Below are 22,795 nucleotides of genomic sequence, written 5' to 3'. Positions count from 1 at the left end.
TGATTTTTTCATATAAAGGCGACTATGCCGATATTGGTTAAACGCAAATCAATGAGAATCTGGTGGTGGACTTTGGCAGCAATTTCTTTGTGCGCTGCAATTTACGCATCCACAACCGCCCAAGACAAAAAGGACAAAGCAATGTCGTCTCAAGTTGTCACCATTAAATTCGGAGTAGACGGAAAATCGAATGCCGTAGCCCAAGGATTTTCCACAATGAATCACCCATCTGGCGTTTATGCGTATCAGATGCACTGGAACGACCCAAAGAAGCTTGGACTAGTGAAATATAGCCAAGGACAGCACTCGTTCGACCTCGACAATGTCACGATCGTGACAGGTCTGGGGGACAAAGACAGCCCAGAAAGCGGAGTTGATAATTGGGATGTCCATTTCAACATCTCGCCTTCTGGCACAACCTCGTATGAAGAGGCTCGCGACAAGATCGCAGCCCTGCTAGCCAAATTGAGAGCCGCGGGATGGAAGAGGTATATTGAAACCTCCGATCCGCGGCTCGTCGGTAAAGAGGCAACGGCCTATGCCTTGTCAAAACCAGGCGCTCTTTATTCGATCGACTCGACCTACATACCGACCGTAGAGGAATGGAAAAACTTAATTGTGTCCGAGCCAAGATGGCTTTTTTATACTGACGGCATATTTTTGACACTATCTCTGTCGTATCAATCCTCGTCGACTCCCGACACGGGGTATTACTTGACCGACATTCAGGTGAGCACTGCATCTGACAATTACACACCATATTTTACTGATAGTGTCGAACGCCGGAGGCAGTGGAAGAAATACCTGTCCGACGAATTAACGCCGGCAAGGGCAGAACGAGCGAAACATGAAACGGAATTGAAGGCTCAGGGCTACACAATCGATACGACATATCTGCCGCCGCCGTATGAGGCCCCCGACTTTTCGGCCAAAGCTGGCGACACTCATTGATCTTGGAGAGCTAGGCGATGCAACGAGCGAACTTGCACGGACGAGCGCAGATCGTGGTCGGCGATACGACAAGCCACGGCGGCAAGGTGATTTCGGGCAGCCCATCCTCCACTTGGAGCCAGGCCAAGGTTCCCATTGCACGCAAAGGCGATCAGGTGACGTGCCCGCTTTGCGCGCCACATCTCTTTGAAATCTCTGAGGGGCTCGAGGGATGCGAAGATTTCGGGCAGCCGATGGCTTTGGAGGGACATAAAACAACGTGCGGAGCTATTCTCATTGCGCAGCCTGCTCCTGGCGATTGATTGACCATGTTCGTTTTTCGGACGGCTCTCTCCGGAGGCGGTCCGAGTATCCAGCGCCATCATCGCGCCCTGACCGCCCCCCTCACCGCGGCGAAACCACAATCGCCGCCCGCCGATTCTGCGCGCGCCCGGTTGGCGTCCGGTTATCGCCCACCGGATCGCTCTTCCCCTTCCCTATGACCGCAACCCGCTTCCCGTCCAGCCCCACATCCACCAGCTCGATCGCCACCACTTCCGCCCGCCGCCGCGACAGCTCCCGATCGTAGGCCACCGTCCCCTCGTCATCGGAGTACCCATAAACCCTCACCCCATTGATTCCAGCCGACCTCAACGTCCTCCCGATCCGCTCGACGATCCGCCTCACGTCCGGCTTCAGGTTATACCGGTCGAAATCGAACAAAATCGGCCCGCTCGACCCGAACTCGAACCCTTGCCCCGTCTCCTGAAACCCGGCCGACTTCAGCGCCGTGACCTGCGTATGCGTGAGCCCCCGATGCAGCGGCGGCGTCTTGCACCCGCCAAGCAACAGACACAGCAGCACCGCGCTTCCGACGCACAGCCTCCCAATGCTCACCGGCAACGAGCTTTTCATCATCGTCCCCTTCGTATGCGCCCGCGCCGCGTGCGCTTCTTATCCCGCCGCCGCGGCCTCGTCCGCGGCGCGAAACGATAGACATCAAACCCGCCCGGCAACGCCTTCCGCCCACTGCCACGTCCCCGGCCGCGTGCGCTTGGCGCGGTACATCGCGGCATCCGCCGCCCGCAGCAAGCCGTTCGCGTCCGACGCGTGATCGGGATACAGCGCCACGCCGGCACTCATCATGGTGGCCACCATGCGTCCGTCGGGCAGCTCGATCGACGGCACCATGCCGGACAAAATCTCGTCGGCGATCCGGCACACGCTTTCCACTTCGCGCACAGTGCCCAGCATCACCGCAAATTCGTCGCCGCCCAGGCGCGCGACCAGATCGGTCTCGCGCACCTGCGTGCGCAGCCGCCCCGCGACACCGACCAGCACCGCATCGCCGGCATCGTGGCCCAGGCAGTCGTTGATCTCCTTGAAGCGGTCGCAGTCGAGATACAGGATGGCGACCCGCTGCCCCGTCACCACGGCATCGCAAAGCGCCACCGACAGACGCGACTCGAACTGCGCACGGTTGGGCAGCCCGGTGAGCGCATCGTGCGTCGCCTTGTGTTCGAGCGATGCGTTTTCGTCGCGCAACGTGTTCTGCCAGTCTTCGAATTCGTCGAGCAGCGCGTTGAAGTCGTCGCCGAGCTGGTTGAGCTCAGCGATCGCCGCGGGCTCGACGCGCCGCCCGAACGCACGCTCGCGCCGCACGGCATGCGCGACGCCGGCGAGCGCGCGCAGCGGCGCAACGATGTTGCGCAGTAGACGCTTCGAGCTGACATACGCGCCGAGCACGCTGACGACCAGGCAGCCGAGAATGCCGCCGATGCCACCGAGCAGGAATCCGAAAAACTGATGCCCGCGGCCACGCACGGTGACCTGACCGACGACGATGCCGTCGTGCATCACCGGAATGGTCACGGGCCCGGGCAGCGCGAGATCGGCGACACCGCGCTCAAGCCGGGCGATCCGGCCTTCGGCGGGCAGCTTCCAGGTGGCGAACAACTGTCCCCTGGCATTGGTGACGACCACCTGCGCGACGTCCTCGTCGTTGGCAATGGTTGCAATTGCCTCGTTTGCCGCGACGCGGTCGCCGAACACGAGCGCCGCCTCGACCGTATAGCCGAGCGAACGGGCCAGCAGGTTCAGGTTGTTGCCGGCATACGCGCGCAACGCGATCACGGCGACGACGATCAGCGATACGGCGGCCATCGCAACCGCGACGAAGGCGAGGCGCAAATGCGCGCGACGCAGCACGCTTTGCAGCGTCGGGCGCGGCACGCGTGAAGACGAAATGGGGGGCGCGGAGCGTGTCATGGCGTCAGCGGCCGTCGCGCGAGATTGAGCACGTTCGGATGCACGCGCACGCCGCTGCGCGCGACGGCGTCGAGATTGATGTCGAACGTCACGCGTTCGCCATCGACGGCGAGGCAGAACATGGCACCCGCGGTGCAGGACTCGTCGTGTTCGGCGATCGTCAGCACCGGGCGGCCCGCCAGCGCGGCTCTCACCCGCGCTCGCTGATCGTCGCCCAGGGTGCCGAGATAGACGACGTCGCATGCGAGGCCGAGCGCGGGATCGTCGAAGCGCACGCGCTGCACGTCGAGCACGGTCGAGCCGGCCTGCAACGTGTCGGTCAGGCCAGCCGCGTAGTCGGGGCGACCGGTCACGCACAAATGCAGACGAACGGGTGTCGACGGCCAGCGCGTGAAACTGACGATGCCGAGCACGACCTGGCGCACGGTGGAGTCGTGTGAGGAAATCGCGGGACTGGCAGGACTGGCGGCCGGCGCGGGAGCGGCGATTCGCACGGTTTCGCCCGGCTCTTCCGTATCGGCGGACGCCCCGGCGAGGACGGCCGGCGCCCCGCTCAGAACGCAAACGATTGCGACGAACGCGCGGCGTAACGTGGCGACTCGGCCCGGTCGGCCGGACGCCGTATGCGCAGCGATTGCCGCCGCGCGCACTGGCGTCGATACGGCTGCATGACTCGCAGCCGCCGCGCACACACTCGCATCCATGATGGAAACATCTGCTGCAGTCGTTCCCGGCGCTACCGCTTACCTGCATGCGCATGCAAGCACCGTATCACGCGCACGAATGCTTCCATCTTAGGTAAAAATTCGTATCCAAAACCAGTGGGATACACCCGCGAATAACATCGGAAAGTATGTTGAATCGCGGCTCTACGCATCGATACGAGCGAACGCGCTAGCCGACGTCGATCCAGTCACGACGCCAACACATTGATCAGTGGATTGGACGTCCGGCGCGTCAGGTTATCGATCGCGGCAAGCTTTTGAGGACCTCGTCTGCGTCAGGCGTCGTGATCAGCAATGCGTGTACGCTCGACGGCCATACGGGGCAATATGGCAGGCCATGAATCAGCCTCGCCGAAAATGACTACGCGTGCGTCCTGCCGCCACCCGCCGGAATGCCGGAGTCGACCCGAACATTGGAGCGTCATGAAAATAGAAAACTCGGAACTCGAAGCGTTCGTCGCCGTCGCGGAACTCGGCACGTTTCATCGCGCGGCGGAAAAGCTGCACCTGACGCAGCCGGGGCTGTCGCGCCGGATCCAGAAGCTCGAACAAACGCTTGGCGTCGAGTTGTTCCAGCGCACCACTCGCAGCGTGACATTAACGGGCGTCGGTCGTCAGTTCCTGCCGATGGCACGCGAGCAGATCGCACAGCTCGGGATGATGCTGTCGTCGATCCAGGAAATCGCGCAAAAGCGCTACGGCAAGGTGCGGCTGTCATCGATCCCGACCGTCGTCGCGCAAACGCTGCCCGATGTACTGCGTCACTACTCGGACAAGTATCCGCAGGTCGCCGTGCAGATCCTCGACGGCAATCACGACTTCGTACTGTCGCAGGTGCGCGCGGGCATCGCTGAGTTCGGCGTGAGCCTGCACCCGGGCGACGACGACGATCTGTTGTTCGAACCGCTATTCACAGACCGCTACGTGCTGGCGGTCCACGAGGACGATCCGCTGGCACGCGCGGATGCCATCACGCTCGGCGAATTGCGGCACGCGAAGCTGATCATCGGCGGCCGCGACAGCGGCAACCGTCTGCTGCTCGAAATGCTGATGGGCCAGGAGGCGGTGCGAACCCGGTGGTTCTATGAGGTCGAGCACATCTCATGCGTCGCCGCGCTCGTGGCAGCCGGTGTCGGATGCGCGATCCTGCCCGAGAGCGCATTGCGTGCGTACGGCTCGCCCGCGGTACGCACGGTGCCGATCGCGAGCCCGACGATCGACCGCACGGTCGGCATCGTGCGGCATCGCACCATCTCGATGTCCAGCTTCGCGAGCGACCTCCATGCGCTGGTGAAGGCAGCGTTCGCATAACGCTGCTGGCCGCGTGGCGTCGCCGCATTGATGCCGGTTTCGCATGAATCGTGAGCCGAACGGCATTGGACGCCCGAAAAATGGCTGGTGACGATGGTGGCGAACATGAACAACGGAACCGGGCTGATTCTGGAGGAGCCACCATGCATTTCGACGTGATCCTGCGCCGCGGCGAACTGATCGACGGTACGGGAGCCGCGCGCTTCGAGGCCGATCTCGGCGTGACCGGCGAGCGCATCGTCGCGATCGGCGACCTGAGCGGCGCAACCGCCGTGCACACGCTCGATGCGAACGGCCTGGTCGTCGCGCCGGGCTTCATCGACAGCCACACGCACGACGATGCGTTCGTGCTGACCGACCCCGACGTCGAGCCGAAAGTTGCGCAAGGCGTGACCACGGTGATCGCCGGCAATTGCGGGATCAGTCTCGCGCCGCTGCTCGCGGAACGCGACGTGCCGCAACCGCTCGACCTGCTGGGCGCATGGCAGTCGTTTCGCTTTCCGTCCTTTCGCGCCTATCTCGACGCGCTCGACGCAACGCCCGCCGCCGTCAACACGGCGGCCCTGATCGGCCACTCGACGCTGCGCGTGCGGCACATGGCCGATCTCGGACGCGCAGCCGACGCGGCGGAGATCGCGGCGATGGCGGCCGACGTGCGCGAGGCGATGACGGCCGGCGCATTCGGCGTCTCGACGGGCACCTTTTACCCGCCCGCGGCGGCCGCGACGACCGACGAGCTGATCGACGTGTGCGCCCCGCTGCGCGAGACGGGCGGCGTGTTCGCGACGCATCTGCGCGACGAAACCGATGCGATCATTGCGTCGCTCGACGAAGCGTTCACGATCGGTCTTGCGCTCGACGTGCGCGTCGTGCTGTCGCATCACAAGGTGGCCGGCAAGGCGAACCACGGCCGCTCGGTCGAAACGCTCGCGCATATCGATGCGCAGCGCGCACGGCAACCGCTGTGCCTCGACTGCCACCCGTATCCCGCCACGTCGACGATGCTGCGCGCGGATCGCATCCGCCAGTCGTCCCGCGTGCTCCTCGCATGGTCGAAGCCGCATCCCGAGCTCGCGGGCCGTGAATTCGCCGAACTGCTGCCACTGTTCGGCGATTCCATCGACGCCGCGATCGATGCGCTGCGCCCTGCTGGCGCGATCTACTTCGTGATGGACGAAGCGGACGTCGAGCGCATCATGCGCCACGAACTGACGACGGTCGGCTCCGACGGCCTGCCCAACGACATGCGCCCGCACCCGCGGCTGTGGGGTACGTTCCCGCGCGTGCTCGGCGAATTCTCCCGCGAGCGCGGCCTGTTCCCGCTCGAAACCGCCGTGCGCAAGATGACAGGCCTCACTGCCGAACAATTCGGAATCGCGAAGCGCGGGCGCCTCTCGGTCGGTCACTACGCCGATTTGGTCGTGTTCGATCCGGCGCGCGTGATCGACCGTGCGACGTTCGCTCACCCGACGCTACGCCCTGAAGGCATCGAGCACGTGTTCGTCAACGGCCGAGCCGTGCTCGAACACGGCCGGCACACCGGCACGCGCCCCGGCCGGGCGCTACGCCGCGCAAGCTAGGATCGGCCGGCCCATGGCGCGCCTTTGCGCTGCCGCGGAAGCCGCCGCTCGCGCGGCCGCCGCGCTGGAGTCAACCTGCACGGAGTCACCATGACGAATTCCAACGGCATCCCCACGCCGCGCGGCATGCAAACCGGCTCGGACCCGCATGCGGATGCCACCGCGCCCGGCATCGACGCGCTGTATACGCGCGTGAGCCGACGCATCATTCCGCTGATCCTTGTTTGCTACTTCTTCGGCTATCTCGACCGCGTCAACGTCGGCTTCGCGAAGCTGCAGATGGTGACGGACTTGCATCTCACGGACGCTGCCTACGGCGTCGGCGCCGGTCTGTTCTTCGTCGGCTACCTGCTGCTGCAGGTGCCGGCCGGCTGGCTCGTGCGACGGATCGGCGTGAAGCGTTGTCTCGCCGGCTCGATGCTGACGTGGGGCATCGTGTCGGTCGCCACGCTCGCAACCCGGGACACCGCGAGCTTCTATGTACTGCGCTTCCTGCTCGGCGTAACGGAAGCGAGCTTCTTTCCGGCCGTGATCGCCTACTTCAGCGTGTGGTTTCCGTCGCACCGGCTCGCCAAGGTGATGGCCTTCCTGTTTCTCGCCATGCCGCTGGGCGTGATCGTCGGCGGGCCGCTGTCGGGCTGGATCATGGACGCGACGCATGGCGGCTTCGGGCTGCGCGGCTGGCAGTGGATGTTCCTGATCGAAGGCCTGCCGGCCATCATGCTCGGCATGGTCCTGCTCGTGCGTGTAACGGAGCGGATCGACGATGCAGCGTGGCTGACCGACGCCGAAAAACGGATGATTCGCGCGGAGATGGCCCAGGAAGCGACAGGCAAGCGCACCCGCCTCGGCGCCGCGCTGCGCGAACCGACGCTATGGCTGCTGTTCGCGACATCGTTCCTCTACAACGTCGGCAACTATGGGCTGGTGTTCTGGATGCCGACGATGATCAAGGCACTCGGGTCGCTGAGCAACCTCGGAATCGGCCTCGTCAGCGCCATTCCGTATCTGGTCGCGTCGGTCGCGATGGTCGCGAACGCGCAGCATTCGGTACGAACCGGCGAGCGCCGCTGGCATACGGCGCTGCCCGTCGCGATCGGCGGCGTCGCGCTGCTCGCGAGCCTCGGCATGCGCACGCATCCGGTGCTCGCCGTCATGTGCCTGACCGCAGGCGTGGCGGGCATCATGAGCACGCTCGCGATGTTCTGGAGCTTGCCGTCGCGGATTCTCGCCGGCGAGGCCGCCGCGGGCGGCGCCGGGCTCGTCAACATCGGCGCGGCCGTCGCCGGGTTCGTCGGACCGACGCTGATGGGCTACGCGACGGGATGGACCGGCAGCACTGAACTCGGCGTCGCGCTGCTCGCTTTCACGCTCTTCGCCGCCGCCGCGCTGATCCTGTCGATTCCGCGCCAGCTCATGGTGCGCACGTGAGGGCGGTGCCTTCGATGCGCGGCGCGCTCGCGCTGGCGGCCGAGGTTCGCGCGGGGCGCGTGAGTGCAGTGTCGCTCGTGCAAACCGTGCTCGCCGATATCACCGCGCGCGACGGCACCATCCATGCTTGCGTACAAACCTTCGGCGCGCGCGCACAGCGCGACGCACAGCGGATTGACGGCCTCGTGCGCGACGGGCGTGACCCCGGCCCGTTGGCGGGCGTGCCGTTTCTCGTGAAGTGGAATTTCGACGTAACGGGCTACACGGCGGTCGCGGGATCGCCGGCGCGCGCCGCATTGCCGGCCGCCGCCACCGATGCATCAGCGGTCGCCCGACTGTGCTCGGCCGGCGCGGTGCCGGTCGGCGCAACGCATATGGACGAACTCGCGTGCGGCGCCACCGGCGTGAATCCGCACTATGGCGCGGTGCGCCTGCCGGCTGACCCGGCACGCATGACGGGCGGTTCGTCGAGCGGCTCGGCTGCCGCCATCGCCGCCGGATACGTACCGCTCGCGCTCGGCAGCGACACGAACGGCTCGATCCGCGCACCGGCGGCGCTGTGCGGCGTGTGGGGGTTTCGCCCAAGCGACGGGCGGCTGTCGCGAGCCGGTTGCCTGCCCTATGCCGCATCGCTCGACACGGTCGGCGGATTCGCGAACGATATCGACGATCTGGCGGCGCTCTATGACACGCTATGCGACGCGAATTCATTGCGCGCGCAACCGATTCGCGATCCGGCCGCCCCTCTTCGCGTCGCCGTGCTGACGGGCGATTTCGACAGACTTGCCGATGCGGATGCGCAACGCGCCGTCCGGCGCGCGGCGCTCTGTCTGCGTGCGTGGGAATCCGTGACGATCGACAGCGACGAAGTCGCACGCGTGCGTGACGCGGCGACCGCGGTCTCGAATGTAGAGCTGGCGCACACCCATCGCGGGCTGCTCGACGCGCCGGTGGCGCTCGTCTCCGAACGCCTGCGCTCACGCATCGCAATCGGCCTCGCAACCCCCGACGCCGCCTATCGGGACGCGCTTGCCTGCCGTGACGCCTGGCGCGCGCGCATCGAAGCGCTGTTCGCGCGCTACGACGTGCTGCTCGCGGCCGCGACGCCCTGTGCCGCACCGCGCGTCACCGACGCGACCGTCGATGTCGACGGCGTCGCGCTCGAACCCGCGAAGACGCTCGGCCTGCTCACGCAGCCGATTTCGTTCGCGGGGCTGCCGGTCGTCAGCGCGCCGTGCTTCATGTCAGGTGAATTGCCGGTCGGGGTGCAGTTGATCGGTGCACCGCAAGCCGATGCGGTTTGCTTCGACGCCGCGCGGCAATTCGCTGTCGCCTGGAGCGGCCTGCGCCGCTAACGACGCCCCCCTTGGTGCCCCGCGCCTCCGCGAGTATCCTTGCGGTTCGAGCAACTCCAATCAGGGCGCACACCGCACCGCGGCCAGGCGCCCCCGCTAACGGCCAATACACGATGGATTTCGACGTAATCGTTCTGGGTGCGGGCATCGTCGGCGTCTCCGCCGCGCTGCACCTGCAGGATCGCGGCCGCAAGGTCGCCCTCGTCGACCGCGGCGCGCCCGGCGAAGGCACGAGCTTCGGCAACGCAGGGCTGATCGAGCGCTCGTCGATCGAACCGTATCCGTTTCCGCGCAGCCCGTTCACGCTGATGCGCTATGCGCTGAACCGCTCCACCGATCTCTACTGGCACAGCACGTCGCTGCCCGCGTTCGCGCCGTGGCTCGCGCGTTTCTGGTGGGAATCGGCGCCGATGCGTCACGCAGCCGCGTCGCGCGACATGCTGCCGCTGATCGAGCGCTGCATCGTCGAGCACGACGCGCTGATCGCGCGTGCCGGCGCCGGGGAACTGGTGCGTGCAAGCGGCTGGATGGAAGCGTTCCGCACGCCCGCCGCATTCGAACGCGCGGTCGCCGATGCAGGGCTCACCGCGCGCCGCCACGGGCTCGGCATCACGCCGCTCGATGCCGCGGCACTTCGTGATCAGGAACCGAGCCTCGCGGCCGGCTTCTGCGGTGCACTCCACTGGCTCGATCCGAAAAGCGTCGTCGATCCGTCCGCGCTCGTCAAAACCTACGCACAACTCTTCGTGCAGGGCGGCGGCACGCTGCTCAACGGCGATGCCGCGAGCCTCGACGCCTTGTCGCCGGGCTGGCAGGTCACGACGGAACAAGGCAAGATCGCCGCGCCGGCCGTGGTCGTCGCGCTCGGCCCGTGGTCCGACACGGTGTTCGGCAAGTTCGGCTACAAGATTCCGCTGCGCGAGAAGCGCGGCTATCACATGCACTACGCGCCTTCCGAACGCGGCGCGCCGTCGGCACCGATCGTCGATCGCGAATACGGCTACGTAATCGCGCCGATGCGGCGCGGATTGCGGCTCACCACCGGCGTCGAGATCGCGCGACGCGGCCTGCCGCCGACCGGCGTGCAGCTCGACCGCGCGGAACGCGTCGCGCGCCCGGTGTTCGGCTTCGGCGAACGGCTCGACCCGCAACCGTGGCTCGGCTTCCGGCCGTGCACGCCGGACATGCGGCCGGTGATCGGCCCCGCGCCCGCACATCGCGGGCTGTGGTTCTCGTTCGGGCACAACCATCACGGGCTCACGCTCGGGCCCGTCTCCGGCCGCCTGCTGGCCGAGATGATGACGGGCGAAGCACCGTTCACCGATCCGACACCCTACCGCGCCGACCGCTTTTAAGCGCGCACTCAGTCGAGCGCGCGTCCGAAGATCCGGATGACTTCGTCGAGATGCTCGGCCATCGCGCGGCGCGCGGCCTCGGGGTCGCGTGCGCGGATCGCGTCGAGGATCGCGCGGTGTTCCAGCTCCGACCGGTGCGGCATGTCGCTGGGCATGTACAACGACTGCAGGCGCTGGAACATCAGGTCGTACTTGTGCGCGAGCAACTGCTTGATCATCAGCGCATAAGCCGGGTTGTCGCTCGCTTCCGCGATACGGATGTGGAACAGCCGGTCGCCCGGATGCGTGCGCGAGCCGCTGCGGTTGTCCTCCTGGTTGCGCAGGAACGCGTCGTGAATCCCTTCGATCTGCTCGTCCGAGCCGTGATTCGCCGCGAGCGATGCGGCTTCCGGCTCGATCAGCCGGCGCGCCTGCAACAGCGCGAACGGCGGGATTTCGGTATCGAGGTCGAGCGCGATGCCGAGCTCGGGATCGATCTCGACGATCGAAAACGGCGCAACCTTCGTCTCGTGCCGCGCTTGCGGCGCGGCTGCCGCCTCGGGTTGGCGCACCTTCACGCCGTCGCCGACACGCACGCTGACGAGCCCGCTCACTTCAAGCGCGATCAGCGCCTCGCGCACCGACGTGCGCGACACGCCGAACTGCTCGGCCAGTTCGCGCTCGGGCGGCAGATAGCTGCCCGGCGGAAAATCGCCGGACCCGATCATCGCACTGAGCTTGTCGGCGATCTGCTGGTAGAGGCGGCGGTTCTGAATCGGCTGGATGGACATACGTTGATACAGGTAAGCGGTTGCGTTGCGGACGGCCGGACGAATGACGCATCGTGCCGTTCGCGCCTATTTTATATGCCGCGCTTCGGATCGCCCGGCACCGCATAGCAACGTGCCGCCGTGCCGCCCCACAACGCGTTGCGCTCGGCCGCCGACAACCGCGCTTCGGCCCAGCGCTCCACCAGCGACGTCACTTCGTCATACGACGCCGCGAGCAGGCACACGGGCCAGTCCGAGCCGAACATCAACCGCTGCGGACCGAACGCGTCGAGCGCCGCATCGAGGCATTGCTCGATGTGCCGGATGTCCTGCCCGCGCAGGCCGCGCCGCCAGTCTGTCTCGGTCACGAGCCCCGACAGCTTGCACACGACATGCGGCAGCGCGCCCAGCTCGCGCAATGCGGCACGCCAGCGTGCGAGCGCGGTGCCGTCGCGGTCGAACTCGGCGAGCGCGGGCTTGCCCGCATGATCGAGCACGAGCCAGTGCGCGTCGTGCCGTGCGCAGAACGCGCGCACGTCGGGCAACTGGCGTTCGTACACGAGCACGTCGTACACGTAACCGTTCGCCTGCAGCCACGCGACGCCGCGATTGAACGCGGGATCCGCGACGAACGCGCCGACGTCGGCTTCGTCCTGCACCTGGTGACGAAAGCCGCGCAGCTTCGGGCTGCGCCATTCGGCGATGCGGTCGGCGAGCGCCGGCGCACCGAGATCCTCCCAACCGACCACCGCCGCGATGCGCGCGTCGTCGCGGGCGAGATCGAGCAGGAACGCCGTCTCGTCGCGTCCGGCGCGCGCCTGCACCACGATCGACGCGCCGAGCGCCTGCGCATGCATCTGCGGCCACAGCGTGTCGGGCAGGTAATCGCGGGCGAGCACGCCCATGCCGGGGCCGATCCACGGATAGTCGGCCGCGCGGTAACGCCAGAAGTGCTGATGGGAATCGATACGCACTGCGCCCATGGTGTCCTCGTGGTTCGCGCTCGAACGCGGCATCACGTCACGCTCAGTCGTACAGCACCGCCGAGATCTTCGGGTCGTCGATATTGGTCTTGTCATACCAGTAGAAACCGGTATCGATGACCTTCGGCAGCTTCTCGCCCTTGATCGCCTTCACGGCCGCCTCGACGGTCTTGTAGCCGATCCCGATCGGATTCTGCGTGATCGCGCCGGCCATCAGTCCGCTGCGGATGGCGTCCTTCTGCTGCTTGCCCGAATCGTAGCCGACGATCACGATCTTGCGCTTCATCTCGCGCACGCCATTCACCACGCCGATCGCCGAGCCTTCGTTGGTGCCGAACAGGCCCTTGAGCTTCGGATACGCCTGCAGAATCGACTTCGTCACCTCGGTCGACTTCAGCTGGTCGCCTTCGCCATACTGCACGGTCACGACCCGCACCTTCGGATGCGCCGACTTCATCCTTTCGAGAAAGCCGTCGCGGCGGTCGATGCCGGTGCGGCTCGTCTGGTCGTGCGCGACCACGGCGACCTCGCCTTCGTCGCCGATCAGCGCGGCGAGCTTGTCCGCGGCGAGCGAGGCGGCAGCCTTGTTGTTGGTCGCGGCCGTCGTCACCGGGATGTCGCTGTCGACGCCCGAGTCGAACGCGATCACGGGGATCTTCTCGGCCTGCGCCTTCTTCAACAGCGGCAGCGCGGCCTTGCTGTCGAGCGCGGCGAAGCCGAGCGCGGCGGGCTTCTTCGCGATCGCGGCGGACAGCATGTCGATCTGCTTGTCGACCATCGCCTCGGTTTCGGGACCTTCGAACGTCACCTTCACCTTGTAGTCCTTCGCGGCCTGCATCGCGCCCGCTTTCACGGCCTGCCAGAACTGATGCTGGAAGCCCTTCGAGATCAGCGGGATATAGGCTTCCTGCGCCTGCGCGCCGGCCGTCACGCCGACGGCGAACGTCAGCCCGACGATCGCGTTCAACACCTTGCTCCTGATCACTTCGCGTCTCCTTGGTTGGTATCGACTGAAATGCCGGCCGGGCCGGCGGTGAAGCAGATGCATAGCACGGACGTGCGTCAGCGGCGGCGCCGGCGCAGGATGTCGACGTAGACGGCGAGGATGATGATCACGCCCGTCACGACCGTCTGCCATTCCTGCGCGACCGACATGATGCGCAGGCCGTTGGTCAGCACGCTCATGATGAACGCGCCGATGATGGTGCCGACGATGCTGCCCGCGCCGCCCGACAGCGACGTGCCGCCGATCACGACGGCCGCGATCGCATCGAGCTCGTAACCCTGCCCGAGCGCCGGCTGCGCGGAATTCAGCCGCGACGCGATCAAGAGCCCGGCGATTCCGCACACCGCGCCGCTGAACGTGTAGACGGCGATCTTCCACGCATCGACGTTCACGCCGGACAGCCGCAGCGCTTCCTCGTTGCTGCCGAGCGCGAACGTGTAGCGGCCGAAGATCGTGCGGTTCAGCACGATCGATGCACCGATCGCGACGAGGAACAGGATCAGCACCGCGTTCGGAATCGGCAGCACGGGAATCAGGCTGCCGATCAGCGAATCCTGCGCGATCGACGTGAAGCCCGGCGTGTCGTTGAAGTAGATCGGCCGCGTGCCCGAGATCACGAGCGACAGCCCCTTCAACAGCATCATCATGCCGAGCGTCGCGATGAACGGCGGCACCTTCATCTTCGCGATCACGAAGCCCGACACGCTGCCCGACAGCGCGCCGAAGCTCAGCGCGGCCAGGATCCCGAGCGGCAGCGGCATCCCCCACTTCGTCAGCACGACGCCGGCCATCACCGCGCAGAACGTCATCAGCGTGCCGACCGACAGGTCGATGCCCGACGTGATGATCACGTAGGTGCAAGCGACCGCCAGCACGCCGTTCACCGCGGTGGCCTGCAGGATCGACACGAGGTTGTCGACGTCGAGGAAGTTCGGCGACGCGAAGCTGAAGAATGCGATCAGCAGCACGAGGCTCGCGAACGCGAGGAGCTTCTGCCGCGCGGCCGGGTTGAAGAAGCGGGCCTTCAGGCCGGCTGCGCCGGCAGGCGTGTCGCCGGTGGCCAGAGGCGGAACGGGATGCGTATCGTTGGGCATGATCGTAGGGGCTAATTCAGGACAATACGGTCGACTCGCGCTGCGTCGCGAGCTGCATGATCTTTTCCTGCGTGGCGTCGGCCGCGCGCAATTCGCCGGTCACGCGCCCTTCGCACATCACGAGAATCCGGTGGCTCATGCGCAGCACCTCGGGCAACTCCGACGAGATCATCACGATCGCCTTGCCGTCGGCGGCGAGCGCGTCGAGCAGCTTGTAGATCTCGCTTTTCGCGCCGACGTCGATGCCGCGCGTCGGCTCGTCGAAGAACAGGATGTCGCAATCGCGCAGCAGCCACTTCGCGATCACGATCTTCTGCTGGTTGCCGCCCGACAGCAGCCGCGCGGGCTGCGCGACCGACGGCGTGCGGATCGCGAGCTGCCGCACGTACGACTGCGCGGTGTCGCGCATCGCGCGCGCATCGAGGAACAGGCCGCGCCGCACGAAGCGGCGCATGCTCGACAGCGCGATGTTGTTCTGCACGTCCATCCCGACCGCGAGCCCGAAGTGCTTGCGGTCTTCCGACAGATAACCGATCCCGTGCGCGACCGCGTCGGCCGGCGTGCGGATCGTCACGGTCTTGCCATGCACGCGGATCTCGCCGGCGTCGACGGGGTCCGCGCCGAATACCGCGCGCGCGACCTCGGTGCGGCCCGCGCCCATCAGCCCCGCGAAGCCGAGGATCTCGCCGCGCCGCAGCGTGAAGCCGACGTCGCGGATCGCACGCCCGCGCGACAGCCCGCGCACTTCGAGCGCGACGTCGTTCGCGGACGTATCGGGCGGCGTGCGGAATTCGGTATCGAGCTGGCGGCCGACCATCATCGCGATGATCGCGTCCATCGACGTGCCGGCCATCGGCACGGTCGCGACATACTTGCCGTCGCGCATCACCGTCACGCGGTCGGCGATCTGGCGCAGTTCGTCCATCTTGTGCGAGATATAGACGATGCCGACACCGTGTGCGCGCAGCTCGCCGATGATGCGGAACAGCTCGGCGATCTCCGCGTTGTTCAGCGCGGCGGTCGGCTCGTCCATGATGAGCACGCGCGAGTCGAACGACAGCGCCTTCGCGATCTCGACCATCTGCTGCTTCGCGACCGTCAGCCGGCCAATCGGCGTGCGCGGGTCGAGATCGAGCCGCATCCGCGCGAAGATCGCGGCCGCGTCGCGGTTCAGTTTGTCCTCGTCGACGAACACGCCGAAGCGGCCGCGCGGCTCGCGGCCGATGAAGATGTTCTGCGCGACGCTCAGGTGGTTCATCAGGTTCAGTTCCTGATGGATGATGCCGATCCCCAGCGCCTGCGCGGCGCGCGGATCGTCGATCTCCACCGCGCGGCCGTCCATCCGGATTTCACCGCCGTCCTTCTGATACACGCCGGCGAGGATCTTCATCAGCGTCGACTTGCCGGCGCCGTTCTCGCCCATCAGCGCGTGCACTTCGCCGGCGCGCAGGTCGAACCGGCAATCGTCGAGCGCCTGCACGCCCGGAAAACGCTTGCTGACGCCGGTCAGCTCGATCAGCACGGCGGATGCGGCGGCAGGGTTCGGATCAGGTTGCATGGCTCGCCGTCCTCAGCCGATCGCGCGATCGAGATGCGTATAGCCGCCGTCGACGAACAGCCACTGCCCCGTCGTGTGCGACGCGCGTTCCGACAGCAGGAACACGGCCGTGTCGGCAATCTCGTCGGCAGTCGTGAAGCGCTTGCCGAGCGGCACCTTGCCGGCGATCTCCGCCAGCTTCGCATCCGGGTCGTCGAAGCCGGCGATCCAGTTCTGGTAGAGCGGCGTCATCACCTCCGCCGGGATCACGGCGTTCACGCGCACGCCGTCGTTGCGCAACGCGACCGCCCATTCGCGCGTCAGCGCGAGCTGCGCGCCCTTCGATGCGCAATAGCCGCTCGTGTTGCCCTGCCCGGTGACGGCCGTCTTTGACGAAATGTTGACGATCGCGCCGCGCGTGGCCTTCAGGTGCGGTACGCAGTGATGCGCCATCGCGTAGTAGTGGATCAGGTTGCGTTCGAGCGATGCGACGAACGCGTCGCGACCGGCATCGAGGCCGATGCTGTCGTTGATGCCCGCGTTGTTGACGAGGCCGTCGATGCGGCCGAAACGCGCGATGGTCTGCGCGACGCCGTCGCGGCACTGCGCGTCGTCCTGCAGTTCGACGTGCACGCGCGCGGCGCGCGGCTGCGTCTGCGTGAGTTCGCGCCAGAAGCCGTCGTCCGGTGCGTGGCGTGCGAACACGACCGGAATCGCGCCTTCGCCGGCAAGCCGCATCGAGATCGCGGCGCCGATGCCCGACGCGCCGCCTGTCACGATCACGACCTTGTCTTGCAGATTCAAATCCACTTCGCGTCTCCGTCGTTCATGTTGTGGCCGCGCGCGACGCGCGGCGCCGTGCTTCAGCCGCGGAATCGATACTGTTCCAACGATGCCGGCTTCATCTCGATCGAGAAGCCGGGCGCCGTCGGCGGCATGTACGCCGCGCCGCGCACGACGCACGGCTCGACGAAATGCTCGTGCAGGTGATCGACGTATTCGGTCACGCGCCCTTCCTTCGTGCCGGAAATGCACACGTAGTCGATCATCGACAAATGCTGCACGTATTCGCACAGCCCGACGCCGCCCGCATGCGGACACACCGGCAGCCCGTACTTCGCGGCCAGCAGCATCACCGCGAGAATCTCGTTCACGCCGCCGAGCCGGCACGCGTCGATCTGCACGACGTCGATCGCGCCGCGAGCGATGAACTGCTTGAACAGCACGCGGTTCTGGCACATCTCGCCGGTCGCGACCTGCACGGGCGCGATCGCCTCGCGGATCTTGCGATGCCCTTCGACGTCGTCGGGGCTCGTCGGCTCCTCGATGAACCACGGCTTCGCGAACGCCAGCTCGCGCACCCAGTCGATCGCCTCGTCGACCTCCCACACCTGGTTCGCATCGATCATCAGCTTGCGCTCGGGGCCGATCACCTCGCGCGCGATCGTCACGCGGCGGATGTCGTCCTCCAGGTTCGCGCCGACCTTCAGCTTCACGTAGTCGAAACCGGCGTCGACCGCCTCGCGGCACAGCCGGCGCAGCTTGTCGTCGCTGTAACCGAGCCAGCCCGCCGACGTCGTGTAGCACGGGTAGCCGTCGCGCTCGAGCGTCGCGATCCGCGCGGCCTTGCCCGGCGCCTGGCGGCGCAGCAGCGCGAGCGCTTCTTCCTGCGTCAGGCAGTCGGTCAGGTAGCGGAAGTCGATCGCGCGCACGATTTCCTCGGGGCTCATGTCGGCGACGAGCCGCCACAGCGGCTTGCCCGCAGCCTTCGCCCACAGATCCCACACCGCATTGACGACGGCGCCCGTCGCCAGGTGGATCGCGCCCTTGTCGGGGCCGATCCAGCGCAACTGGCTGTCCGACGTCACGTGCCGCCAGAAGCGGCCCATGTCCTCGCGGATCCAGTCGAGGTCGAGGCCGACGACGAGGTGACGCATCGCGTCGATCGCCGCGCAGCAGATTTCGTTGCCGCGCCCGATGGTGAACGTGAGCCCGTGGCCCTCGAGCCCGTCGTGGTCGGTCTCGAGCACGACGTACGCAGCCGAATAATCGGGGTCCGGATTCATTGCATCGGAGCCGTCGAGCTGGCGCGAGGTCGGGAAGCGCACGTCGAGGACGCGCATCGATCGAATGATAGGCATGGCGAACGGTCCGTTAAAGGAAATCAGGCCTGCACGGTGCGCTGGCGCTGCTCGCCGAGCCCGTCGATGCCGAGCGTCATCACCTGCCCGGCGCGCAGATAGACGGGCGGCTTCTGGCCGAGCCCGACGCCCGGCGGCGTGCCGGTCGAGATCACGTCGCCCGGCTGCAGGCTCATGAAGCGGCTCAGGTAGCTGATCAGGTGCGGCACGCGGAACACCATCGTCGCGGTCGTGCCGTTCTGGTAGCGATGGCCGTCCACCTCCAGCCACAGCCGCAGCGCGTGCGGATCGGGCACTTCGTCGGCCGTCACGAGCCACGGGCCGAGCGGGCCGAACGTGTCGTTGCCCTTGCCCTTGTCCCACGTGCCGCCGCGCTCGAGCTGGTATTCGCGCTCCGACACGTCGTTCACCACGCAGTAGCCGGCGACGTGCGACAGCGCGTCGGCTTCGTCGATATAGCGGCCGCCCTGGCCGATCACGACACCGAGCTCGACTTCCCAGTCGGTCTTCTCCGAGCCGCGCGGAATCTCGACGTCGTCGTTCGGCCCGGAAATCGCGCTCGTCCATTTGCCGAACACGACCGGCTCCTTCGGGACGTCCATGCCCGATTCGGCCGCGTGGTCCGAATAATTGAGCCCGATGCAGATGAACTTGCCGACGCGGCCGACGCATGCGCCGAGCCGCGGCGTGCCTTCGACGCGCGGCAACGACGACGGGTCGATGTCGCGCAGCCGCGCGAGCGACGCGGGTGTCAGTGCGTCGCCGGCGATATCGTCGATCACGCCCGACAGGTCGCGGATCGTTCCCTGCGCATCGAGCAGGCCCGGTTTCTCATGGTGTTTGTCGCCAAATCTCAGCAGTTTCATGTCGTCTGAACGGAATCGGAAAGAGAATGGGGAGCGCGGTCAGTTCGACCAGCCGCCATCGATCAGGTGAATCGCGCCGGTCGTGAACGACGCTTCGTCGGACGCCAGATACAGCGCGAGCGCGGCGACTTCATCCGCGGTGCCGATACGGCCCATCGGCTGCCGCGCGACGAACGCCTGGCGCACCGTGTCGGTCGACACCTGGCGCGTGCGCGCCTGTTCGGCGATGCGCTGCTCCAGCGACGGCGACTCGATCGTGCCCGGGCAGATCGCGTTGCAGCGAATGCGCTGCTCGACGAAATCGGCGGCAACCGACTTGGTCAGGCCGATCACGGCCGCCTTGGTCGTGCCGTAGACGAAGCGGTTCGGCACACCCTTCACGCTCGACGCGGCCGACGCCATGTTGATGATCGATGCGCCGCCCGCTTCCAGCATCGCCGGCAACAGCGCGCGGATCAGCCGGTACATCGACGTGACGTTCAGGTTCAGCGAGAACGCCCATGCGACGTCGTCGCAGTCGAGGATCGAGCCGTGATGCACGTAGCCGGCGCAGTTGAACAGCACGTCGAACGCGCGCTCCTGCTCGGCGAGTGCCGCGACCTCCCCAGCATCGGTCACGTCGAGCCGCCGCGTCGCCAGGCGGCCGCCCGCGCGTTCGGCGTCGGCCGCGAGTTGCGCGAGCGCGGCTTCGTTGATGTCGGTCGCCAGCACGTCGGCGCCCTCGCTTGCGAACCGCAGCGCGGTCGCGCGGCCGATACCCTGCCCGGCCGCCGTCACCAGCGCACGCTTGCCCTGCAATCTCATGAGCACTTCTCCTGTCGATCGATTGGCACAAAGGACTAAAGGTCCAACCAATCATAGGAACAGTTTCGGGTTTTGTCACGAACGCGCGATTCAGTATTTTCCCGAGCGGGAGAATCGGGGGCGAAGGAAGTAAAGCCGGCGGTGCGGCGGCTTTTTTGGGATGCCGGCGGTCGGCTGCTCGTCGCGCAAAGCCAATACCGGCGCGGGTTTGCGGCGAGAGCCGAGGCCCGCACCGCGCGCCGACCGGGCGAAACTGACAAGAAAGTCATGTTCACGTCAGGGTTCTAACCGGGTGCGCGCGCGATCATGGTGTTGCCGGACCGCGCTTCCCGGTACACCGCCCCCGCCCGTCGCAGATCCCTGACGGGCACCTCCGTCCTCCGCGGTGTCCACGTGACTGAGCGAGCAGCCACGGTGGCGCGGCCCGATTTTTCGCCCCGGACGTTCGCGTCCGGGGCGCTTTTGTCGCTGCTTTTTCAAGAAAATGTGCGTCGATTGTTTCTGATTCGGCAAAAGGTAATTTGAGCCAGACAGGATGTTTTTTCCGGTCACAGACGCTTACATTTACCGCACCACTCATGGAAACCGCTACGGATGCGCCCGCGGGTAGTGACATCCACTGCCACGGCCGAACCGCACGAGTTTTAGGAAACGGCAAAATGAAGGCCTCGAAATCCCTGCCTGCGCTCGATCCCGCCGACGTCCACGTCGAAATTCTCGAACGTTCCGATACGCTGCTCGTCGTGCGCTGGGTCGAACCCGGCCGCTGTCATTACGGCGAACAGCGCTGGCGGCGCCGCTTCGCGCAGCGCACCGGCACTTGCGCACTATCGCGCCAGGTCATCCAGCGCGGCGACGAAGTATTCCGCCCGGCCGAGCGCCCGGCTCCCGCGAACGCCGCCGCGATGATCTCCGCCGCGGAAGTACTGGCGCTGGCGGGCACCCTCTGAGGTCCGTCCGCTGCGTGCAAGGGCTGGCTGCGTGATGCGCAGGCCCGCCCTAGAAGCGCCGGTCTAATCACCCGCTTGTCTGCCCCGCCTGCGCGGACTATCGTTACACCACTCAATGTAACGATTACGCGTCGTGGCGCACCGGCCGCGCCGATGGAGGCAGACATGCATGCATGGAGCGCGCGCCACGTCCCGGCGCAAGGCGGCAAGGTCGCGGTCGTGACGGGCGCCAACAGCGGCCTCGGCTGGCAGATCGCTGAAACGCTGGCCGCCAAGGGCGCGACCGTCGTGATGGGCTGCCGCGATGCCGCGCGCGCCGCGCAAGCGGCGGACGCGATCCGCCGGATCCATCCTGCCGCACGGGTCGAAATCGATCCGCTCGACCTCGCGGATCTCGCGTCGATCCGGGGCTTCGCCACCGACATCTCCGCGCGCCACGGCCGCGTCGACATCCTCTGCAACAACGCCGGCGTGATGTTCCTGCCGCTGCGGCACACGCACGACGGCTTCGAGATGCAGTTCGGCACCAACCACCTCGGCCATTTCGCGCTGACCGGCCATCTGCTGCCGGCACTGTCCGCCGCACCGCGGCCGCGCGTCGTGACGATGTCGAGCGGCTTCAACCGCGGCGGCCGGATCCGCGTCGACGACCTGCGGGCCGAGCACCGCTACAACCGTTATCTCGCGTACTGCGACAGCAAGCTCGCGAACCTCGTGTTCGCGATCGAGCTGCAGCGCCGCTTCCAGCGCGCGGCGTTCGCGGGAATCAGCGTCGCCGCGCATCCCGGCTACGCGGCGACCAACCTGCAGTTCGCGGGCCCCGCGATGGACGGTTCGCCCATCCGCGCCGCGCTGATGCGCGCGGCAAACCGTTATCTCGCGCAACCGGCCAATCAGGGCGCGTTGCCCGCGATCCATGCAGCGACGTCGCCCGAGCTCACCGGCGGCGCGTACATCGGGCCGTCCGGCTGGTTCGAGTCGCGCGGCCTGCCGGCGCGCGCGAGCGTGCCGCGCGCGGCCCGCGACGTGGCCGTGGCGGCACTGCTGTGGGAAGCGTCGGAGGCCGCGACCGGCGTGCGTTTCCTGAGCTCCGGCGCGCCTGCCGGCCGGCCGCCGGGCGCGCCGTTCGACGCGACGGCCGAAGTGCGCTGAATCGCGCATTTCCTGTCGCTATTCTTCATACTTATTACACTTACAGAAACGAAAGGCCGATGAAAGCCTGATTCGACACGCCACTGTTACCAGCCAGGAAACAATTTATCGTCAAAATCAGCGTTTACCCTGAACCACCCGGTGACTAAGATTTAGTCAATCGCTGAAGACATGGTGTCGACAGCGAACCCAATAAAACACCGGAGGTCATCATGAAATCGCTCGTTTCCGCAGTCGTTGCCGCTGTCGCCCTGTCCGCTTCGTTCAGCGCTTTCGCACAAAGCACCGTGACGCGCGCACAAGTGCGCAACGAACTCGTCCAGCTCGAACAAGCCGGCTACAAGCCGGGCGTGTCGAGCCCGTACTACCCGAACGACATCCAGTCGGCGGAAGCGCGTGTTCATGGTGCCGATGCCAGCGGCTACGGCGCACAACCGGCTCCGGTCGTCCACTCGGGCGTCCCGGCTACCGCAGCGTCGTCGAACGCTCGCGACTCGGTGTTCTTCGGCCAGTAAGCCGACGCGCCCCCGGCGGGCGCACCGCGCACCGCGCGATGAA

Annotated in this window: 22 protein-coding genes; 10 read left to right on the top strand and 12 right to left on the bottom strand. The window is 66.4% G+C overall.

What is annotated here, in order from left to right; all coding sequences use genetic code 11:
* Nucleotides 1–51: 51 nt before the first annotated feature.
* Both FFI87_RS19790 and FFI87_RS19785 read left to right on the top strand, forming a co-directional pair.
* Nucleotides 52–951, top strand: a complete 900-nt coding sequence (locus FFI87_RS19790) for a hypothetical protein (protein ID WP_138849412.1) — start codon at nucleotides 52–54, stop codon at nucleotides 949–951.
* Nucleotides 952–968: 17 nt separating this feature from the next.
* A complete protein-coding gene (locus tag FFI87_RS19785; protein ID WP_138849413.1) occupies nucleotides 969–1,253 on the top strand; it encodes a PAAR domain-containing protein in 285 nt (94 codons plus the stop codon).
* A gap of 82 nt (nucleotides 1,254–1,335) precedes the next feature.
* Here FFI87_RS19785 and FFI87_RS19780 read toward each other — a convergent pair whose 3' ends face one another.
* From FFI87_RS19780 to FFI87_RS19770, 3 genes are all read right to left on the bottom strand, one after another.
* Nucleotides 1,336–1,845, bottom strand: coding sequence for an OmpA family protein (locus tag FFI87_RS19780; RefSeq protein ID WP_041490205.1), 510 nt, complete (start codon nucleotides 1,843–1,845; stop codon nucleotides 1,336–1,338).
* Nucleotides 1,846–1,929: 84 nt separating this feature from the next.
* Entirely contained in the window at nucleotides 1,930–3,198 is a 1,269-nt protein-coding gene (locus FFI87_RS19775; RefSeq protein WP_138849414.1) for a diguanylate cyclase domain-containing protein, read from the bottom strand.
* The gene (locus tag FFI87_RS19770) at nucleotides 3,195–3,902 is read right to left on the bottom strand and encodes a YfiR family protein (protein WP_138849415.1); all 708 of its coding nucleotides are present in this window, start codon (nucleotides 3,900–3,902) and stop codon (nucleotides 3,195–3,197) included. The genes FFI87_RS19775 and FFI87_RS19770 overlap by 4 nt, the downstream gene beginning before the upstream one ends.
* Nucleotides 3,903–4,346: 444 nt before the next feature.
* Here FFI87_RS19770 and FFI87_RS19765 point away from each other — a divergent pair, with 444 nt between their 5' ends.
* The 5 genes from FFI87_RS19765 to FFI87_RS19745 all read left to right on the top strand — a co-directional run bounded on the left by FFI87_RS19765 (nucleotide 4,347) and on the right by FFI87_RS19745 (nucleotide 10,955).
* On the top strand, nucleotides 4,347–5,234 hold the full coding sequence (locus tag FFI87_RS19765; RefSeq protein ID WP_012366678.1) for a LysR family transcriptional regulator: 888 nt from the start codon (nucleotides 4,347–4,349) through the stop codon (nucleotides 5,232–5,234).
* 143 nt (nucleotides 5,235–5,377) lie between these two features.
* The gene (locus FFI87_RS19760) at nucleotides 5,378–6,814 is read left to right on the top strand and encodes an N-acyl-D-amino-acid deacylase family protein (RefSeq protein ID WP_138849416.1); all 1,437 of its coding nucleotides are present in this window, start codon (nucleotides 5,378–5,380) and stop codon (nucleotides 6,812–6,814) included.
* 90 nt (nucleotides 6,815–6,904) lie between these two features.
* Nucleotides 6,905–8,245: an MFS transporter gene (locus FFI87_RS19755; protein ID WP_138849417.1), complete on the top strand. Its 1,341-nt coding sequence runs from the start codon at nucleotides 6,905–6,907 to the stop codon at nucleotides 8,243–8,245.
* Nucleotides 8,246–8,259: 14 nt separating this feature from the next.
* A complete protein-coding gene (locus FFI87_RS19750) occupies nucleotides 8,260–9,600 on the top strand; it encodes an amidase family protein (RefSeq protein ID WP_138850223.1) in 1,341 nt (446 codons plus the stop codon).
* Nucleotides 9,601–9,713: 113 nt separating this feature from the next.
* Nucleotides 9,714–10,955, top strand: a complete 1,242-nt coding sequence (locus FFI87_RS19745; RefSeq protein ID WP_138849418.1) for an NAD(P)/FAD-dependent oxidoreductase — start codon at nucleotides 9,714–9,716, stop codon at nucleotides 10,953–10,955.
* An 8-nt stretch (nucleotides 10,956–10,963) separates the two neighbouring features.
* Here the strand turns inward: FFI87_RS19745 and FFI87_RS19740 are convergent, their stop codons facing one another.
* The 9 genes from FFI87_RS19740 to FFI87_RS19700 form a co-directional block, all read right to left on the bottom strand.
* Nucleotides 10,964–11,725, bottom strand: a complete 762-nt coding sequence (locus FFI87_RS19740) for a FadR/GntR family transcriptional regulator (RefSeq protein WP_138849419.1) — start codon at nucleotides 11,723–11,725, stop codon at nucleotides 10,964–10,966.
* Nucleotides 11,726–11,796: 71 nt separating this feature from the next.
* Nucleotides 11,797–12,687, bottom strand: coding sequence for an amidohydrolase family protein (locus FFI87_RS19735; protein WP_138849420.1), 891 nt, complete (start codon nucleotides 12,685–12,687; stop codon nucleotides 11,797–11,799).
* A gap of 43 nt (nucleotides 12,688–12,730) precedes the next feature.
* Entirely contained in the window at nucleotides 12,731–13,672 is a 942-nt protein-coding gene (locus FFI87_RS19730; protein WP_138849421.1) for an ABC transporter substrate-binding protein, read from the bottom strand.
* A 77-nt stretch (nucleotides 13,673–13,749) separates the two neighbouring features.
* On the bottom strand, nucleotides 13,750–14,787 hold the full coding sequence (locus FFI87_RS19725; protein WP_138849422.1) for an ABC transporter permease: 1,038 nt from the start codon (nucleotides 14,785–14,787) through the stop codon (nucleotides 13,750–13,752).
* 16 nt (nucleotides 14,788–14,803) lie between these two features.
* Nucleotides 14,804–16,345 carry a sugar ABC transporter ATP-binding protein gene (locus FFI87_RS19720; RefSeq protein WP_138849423.1) on the bottom strand — a complete coding sequence of 514 codons (1,542 nt, stop codon included), beginning with the start codon at nucleotides 16,343–16,345 and terminating at the stop codon, nucleotides 14,804–14,806.
* A 12-nt stretch (nucleotides 16,346–16,357) separates the two neighbouring features.
* Nucleotides 16,358–17,134 carry an SDR family oxidoreductase gene (locus FFI87_RS19715; RefSeq protein WP_138849424.1) on the bottom strand — a complete coding sequence of 259 codons (777 nt, stop codon included), beginning with the start codon at nucleotides 17,132–17,134 and terminating at the stop codon, nucleotides 16,358–16,360.
* Between the two features lie 53 nt (nucleotides 17,135–17,187).
* On the bottom strand, nucleotides 17,188–18,465 hold the full coding sequence (locus tag FFI87_RS19710; protein WP_138849425.1) for an L-fuconate dehydratase: 1,278 nt from the start codon (nucleotides 18,463–18,465) through the stop codon (nucleotides 17,188–17,190).
* A gap of 23 nt (nucleotides 18,466–18,488) precedes the next feature.
* Nucleotides 18,489–19,331 carry an ureidoglycolate lyase gene (locus FFI87_RS19705; protein ID WP_138849426.1) on the bottom strand — a complete coding sequence of 281 codons (843 nt, stop codon included), beginning with the start codon at nucleotides 19,329–19,331 and terminating at the stop codon, nucleotides 18,489–18,491.
* Between the two features lie 39 nt (nucleotides 19,332–19,370).
* Entirely contained in the window at nucleotides 19,371–20,135 is a 765-nt protein-coding gene (locus FFI87_RS19700) for an SDR family oxidoreductase (RefSeq protein ID WP_138849427.1), read from the bottom strand.
* A 659-nt stretch (nucleotides 20,136–20,794) separates the two neighbouring features.
* Here FFI87_RS19700 and FFI87_RS19695 point away from each other — a divergent pair.
* The 3 genes from FFI87_RS19695 (at nucleotide 20,795) to FFI87_RS19685 (ending at nucleotide 22,752) form a co-directional block, all read left to right on the top strand.
* On the top strand, nucleotides 20,795–21,085 hold the full coding sequence (locus tag FFI87_RS19695) for a DUF3331 domain-containing protein (RefSeq protein WP_011659430.1): 291 nt from the start codon (nucleotides 20,795–20,797) through the stop codon (nucleotides 21,083–21,085).
* Nucleotides 21,086–21,250: 165 nt separating this feature from the next.
* Nucleotides 21,251–22,237: an oxidoreductase gene (locus FFI87_RS19690; RefSeq protein WP_138849428.1), complete on the top strand. Its 987-nt coding sequence runs from the start codon at nucleotides 21,251–21,253 to the stop codon at nucleotides 22,235–22,237.
* 212 nt (nucleotides 22,238–22,449) lie between these two features.
* Nucleotides 22,450–22,752 (top strand): DUF4148 domain-containing protein, encoded by a 303-nt coding sequence (locus FFI87_RS19685; RefSeq protein ID WP_138849429.1) that lies wholly within the window; start codon nucleotides 22,450–22,452, stop codon nucleotides 22,750–22,752.
* Nucleotides 22,753–22,795 lie beyond the last annotated feature (43 nt).

It is taken from the genome of Burkholderia sp. KBS0801 (assembly GCF_005937855.2).
GTDB lineage: Bacteria > Pseudomonadota > Gammaproteobacteria > Burkholderiales > Burkholderiaceae > Burkholderia > Burkholderia ambifaria.
The sequence above is the reverse complement of the archived record's forward strand: the minus strand, read 5'-3'. Positions and strand labels throughout refer to the sequence as shown.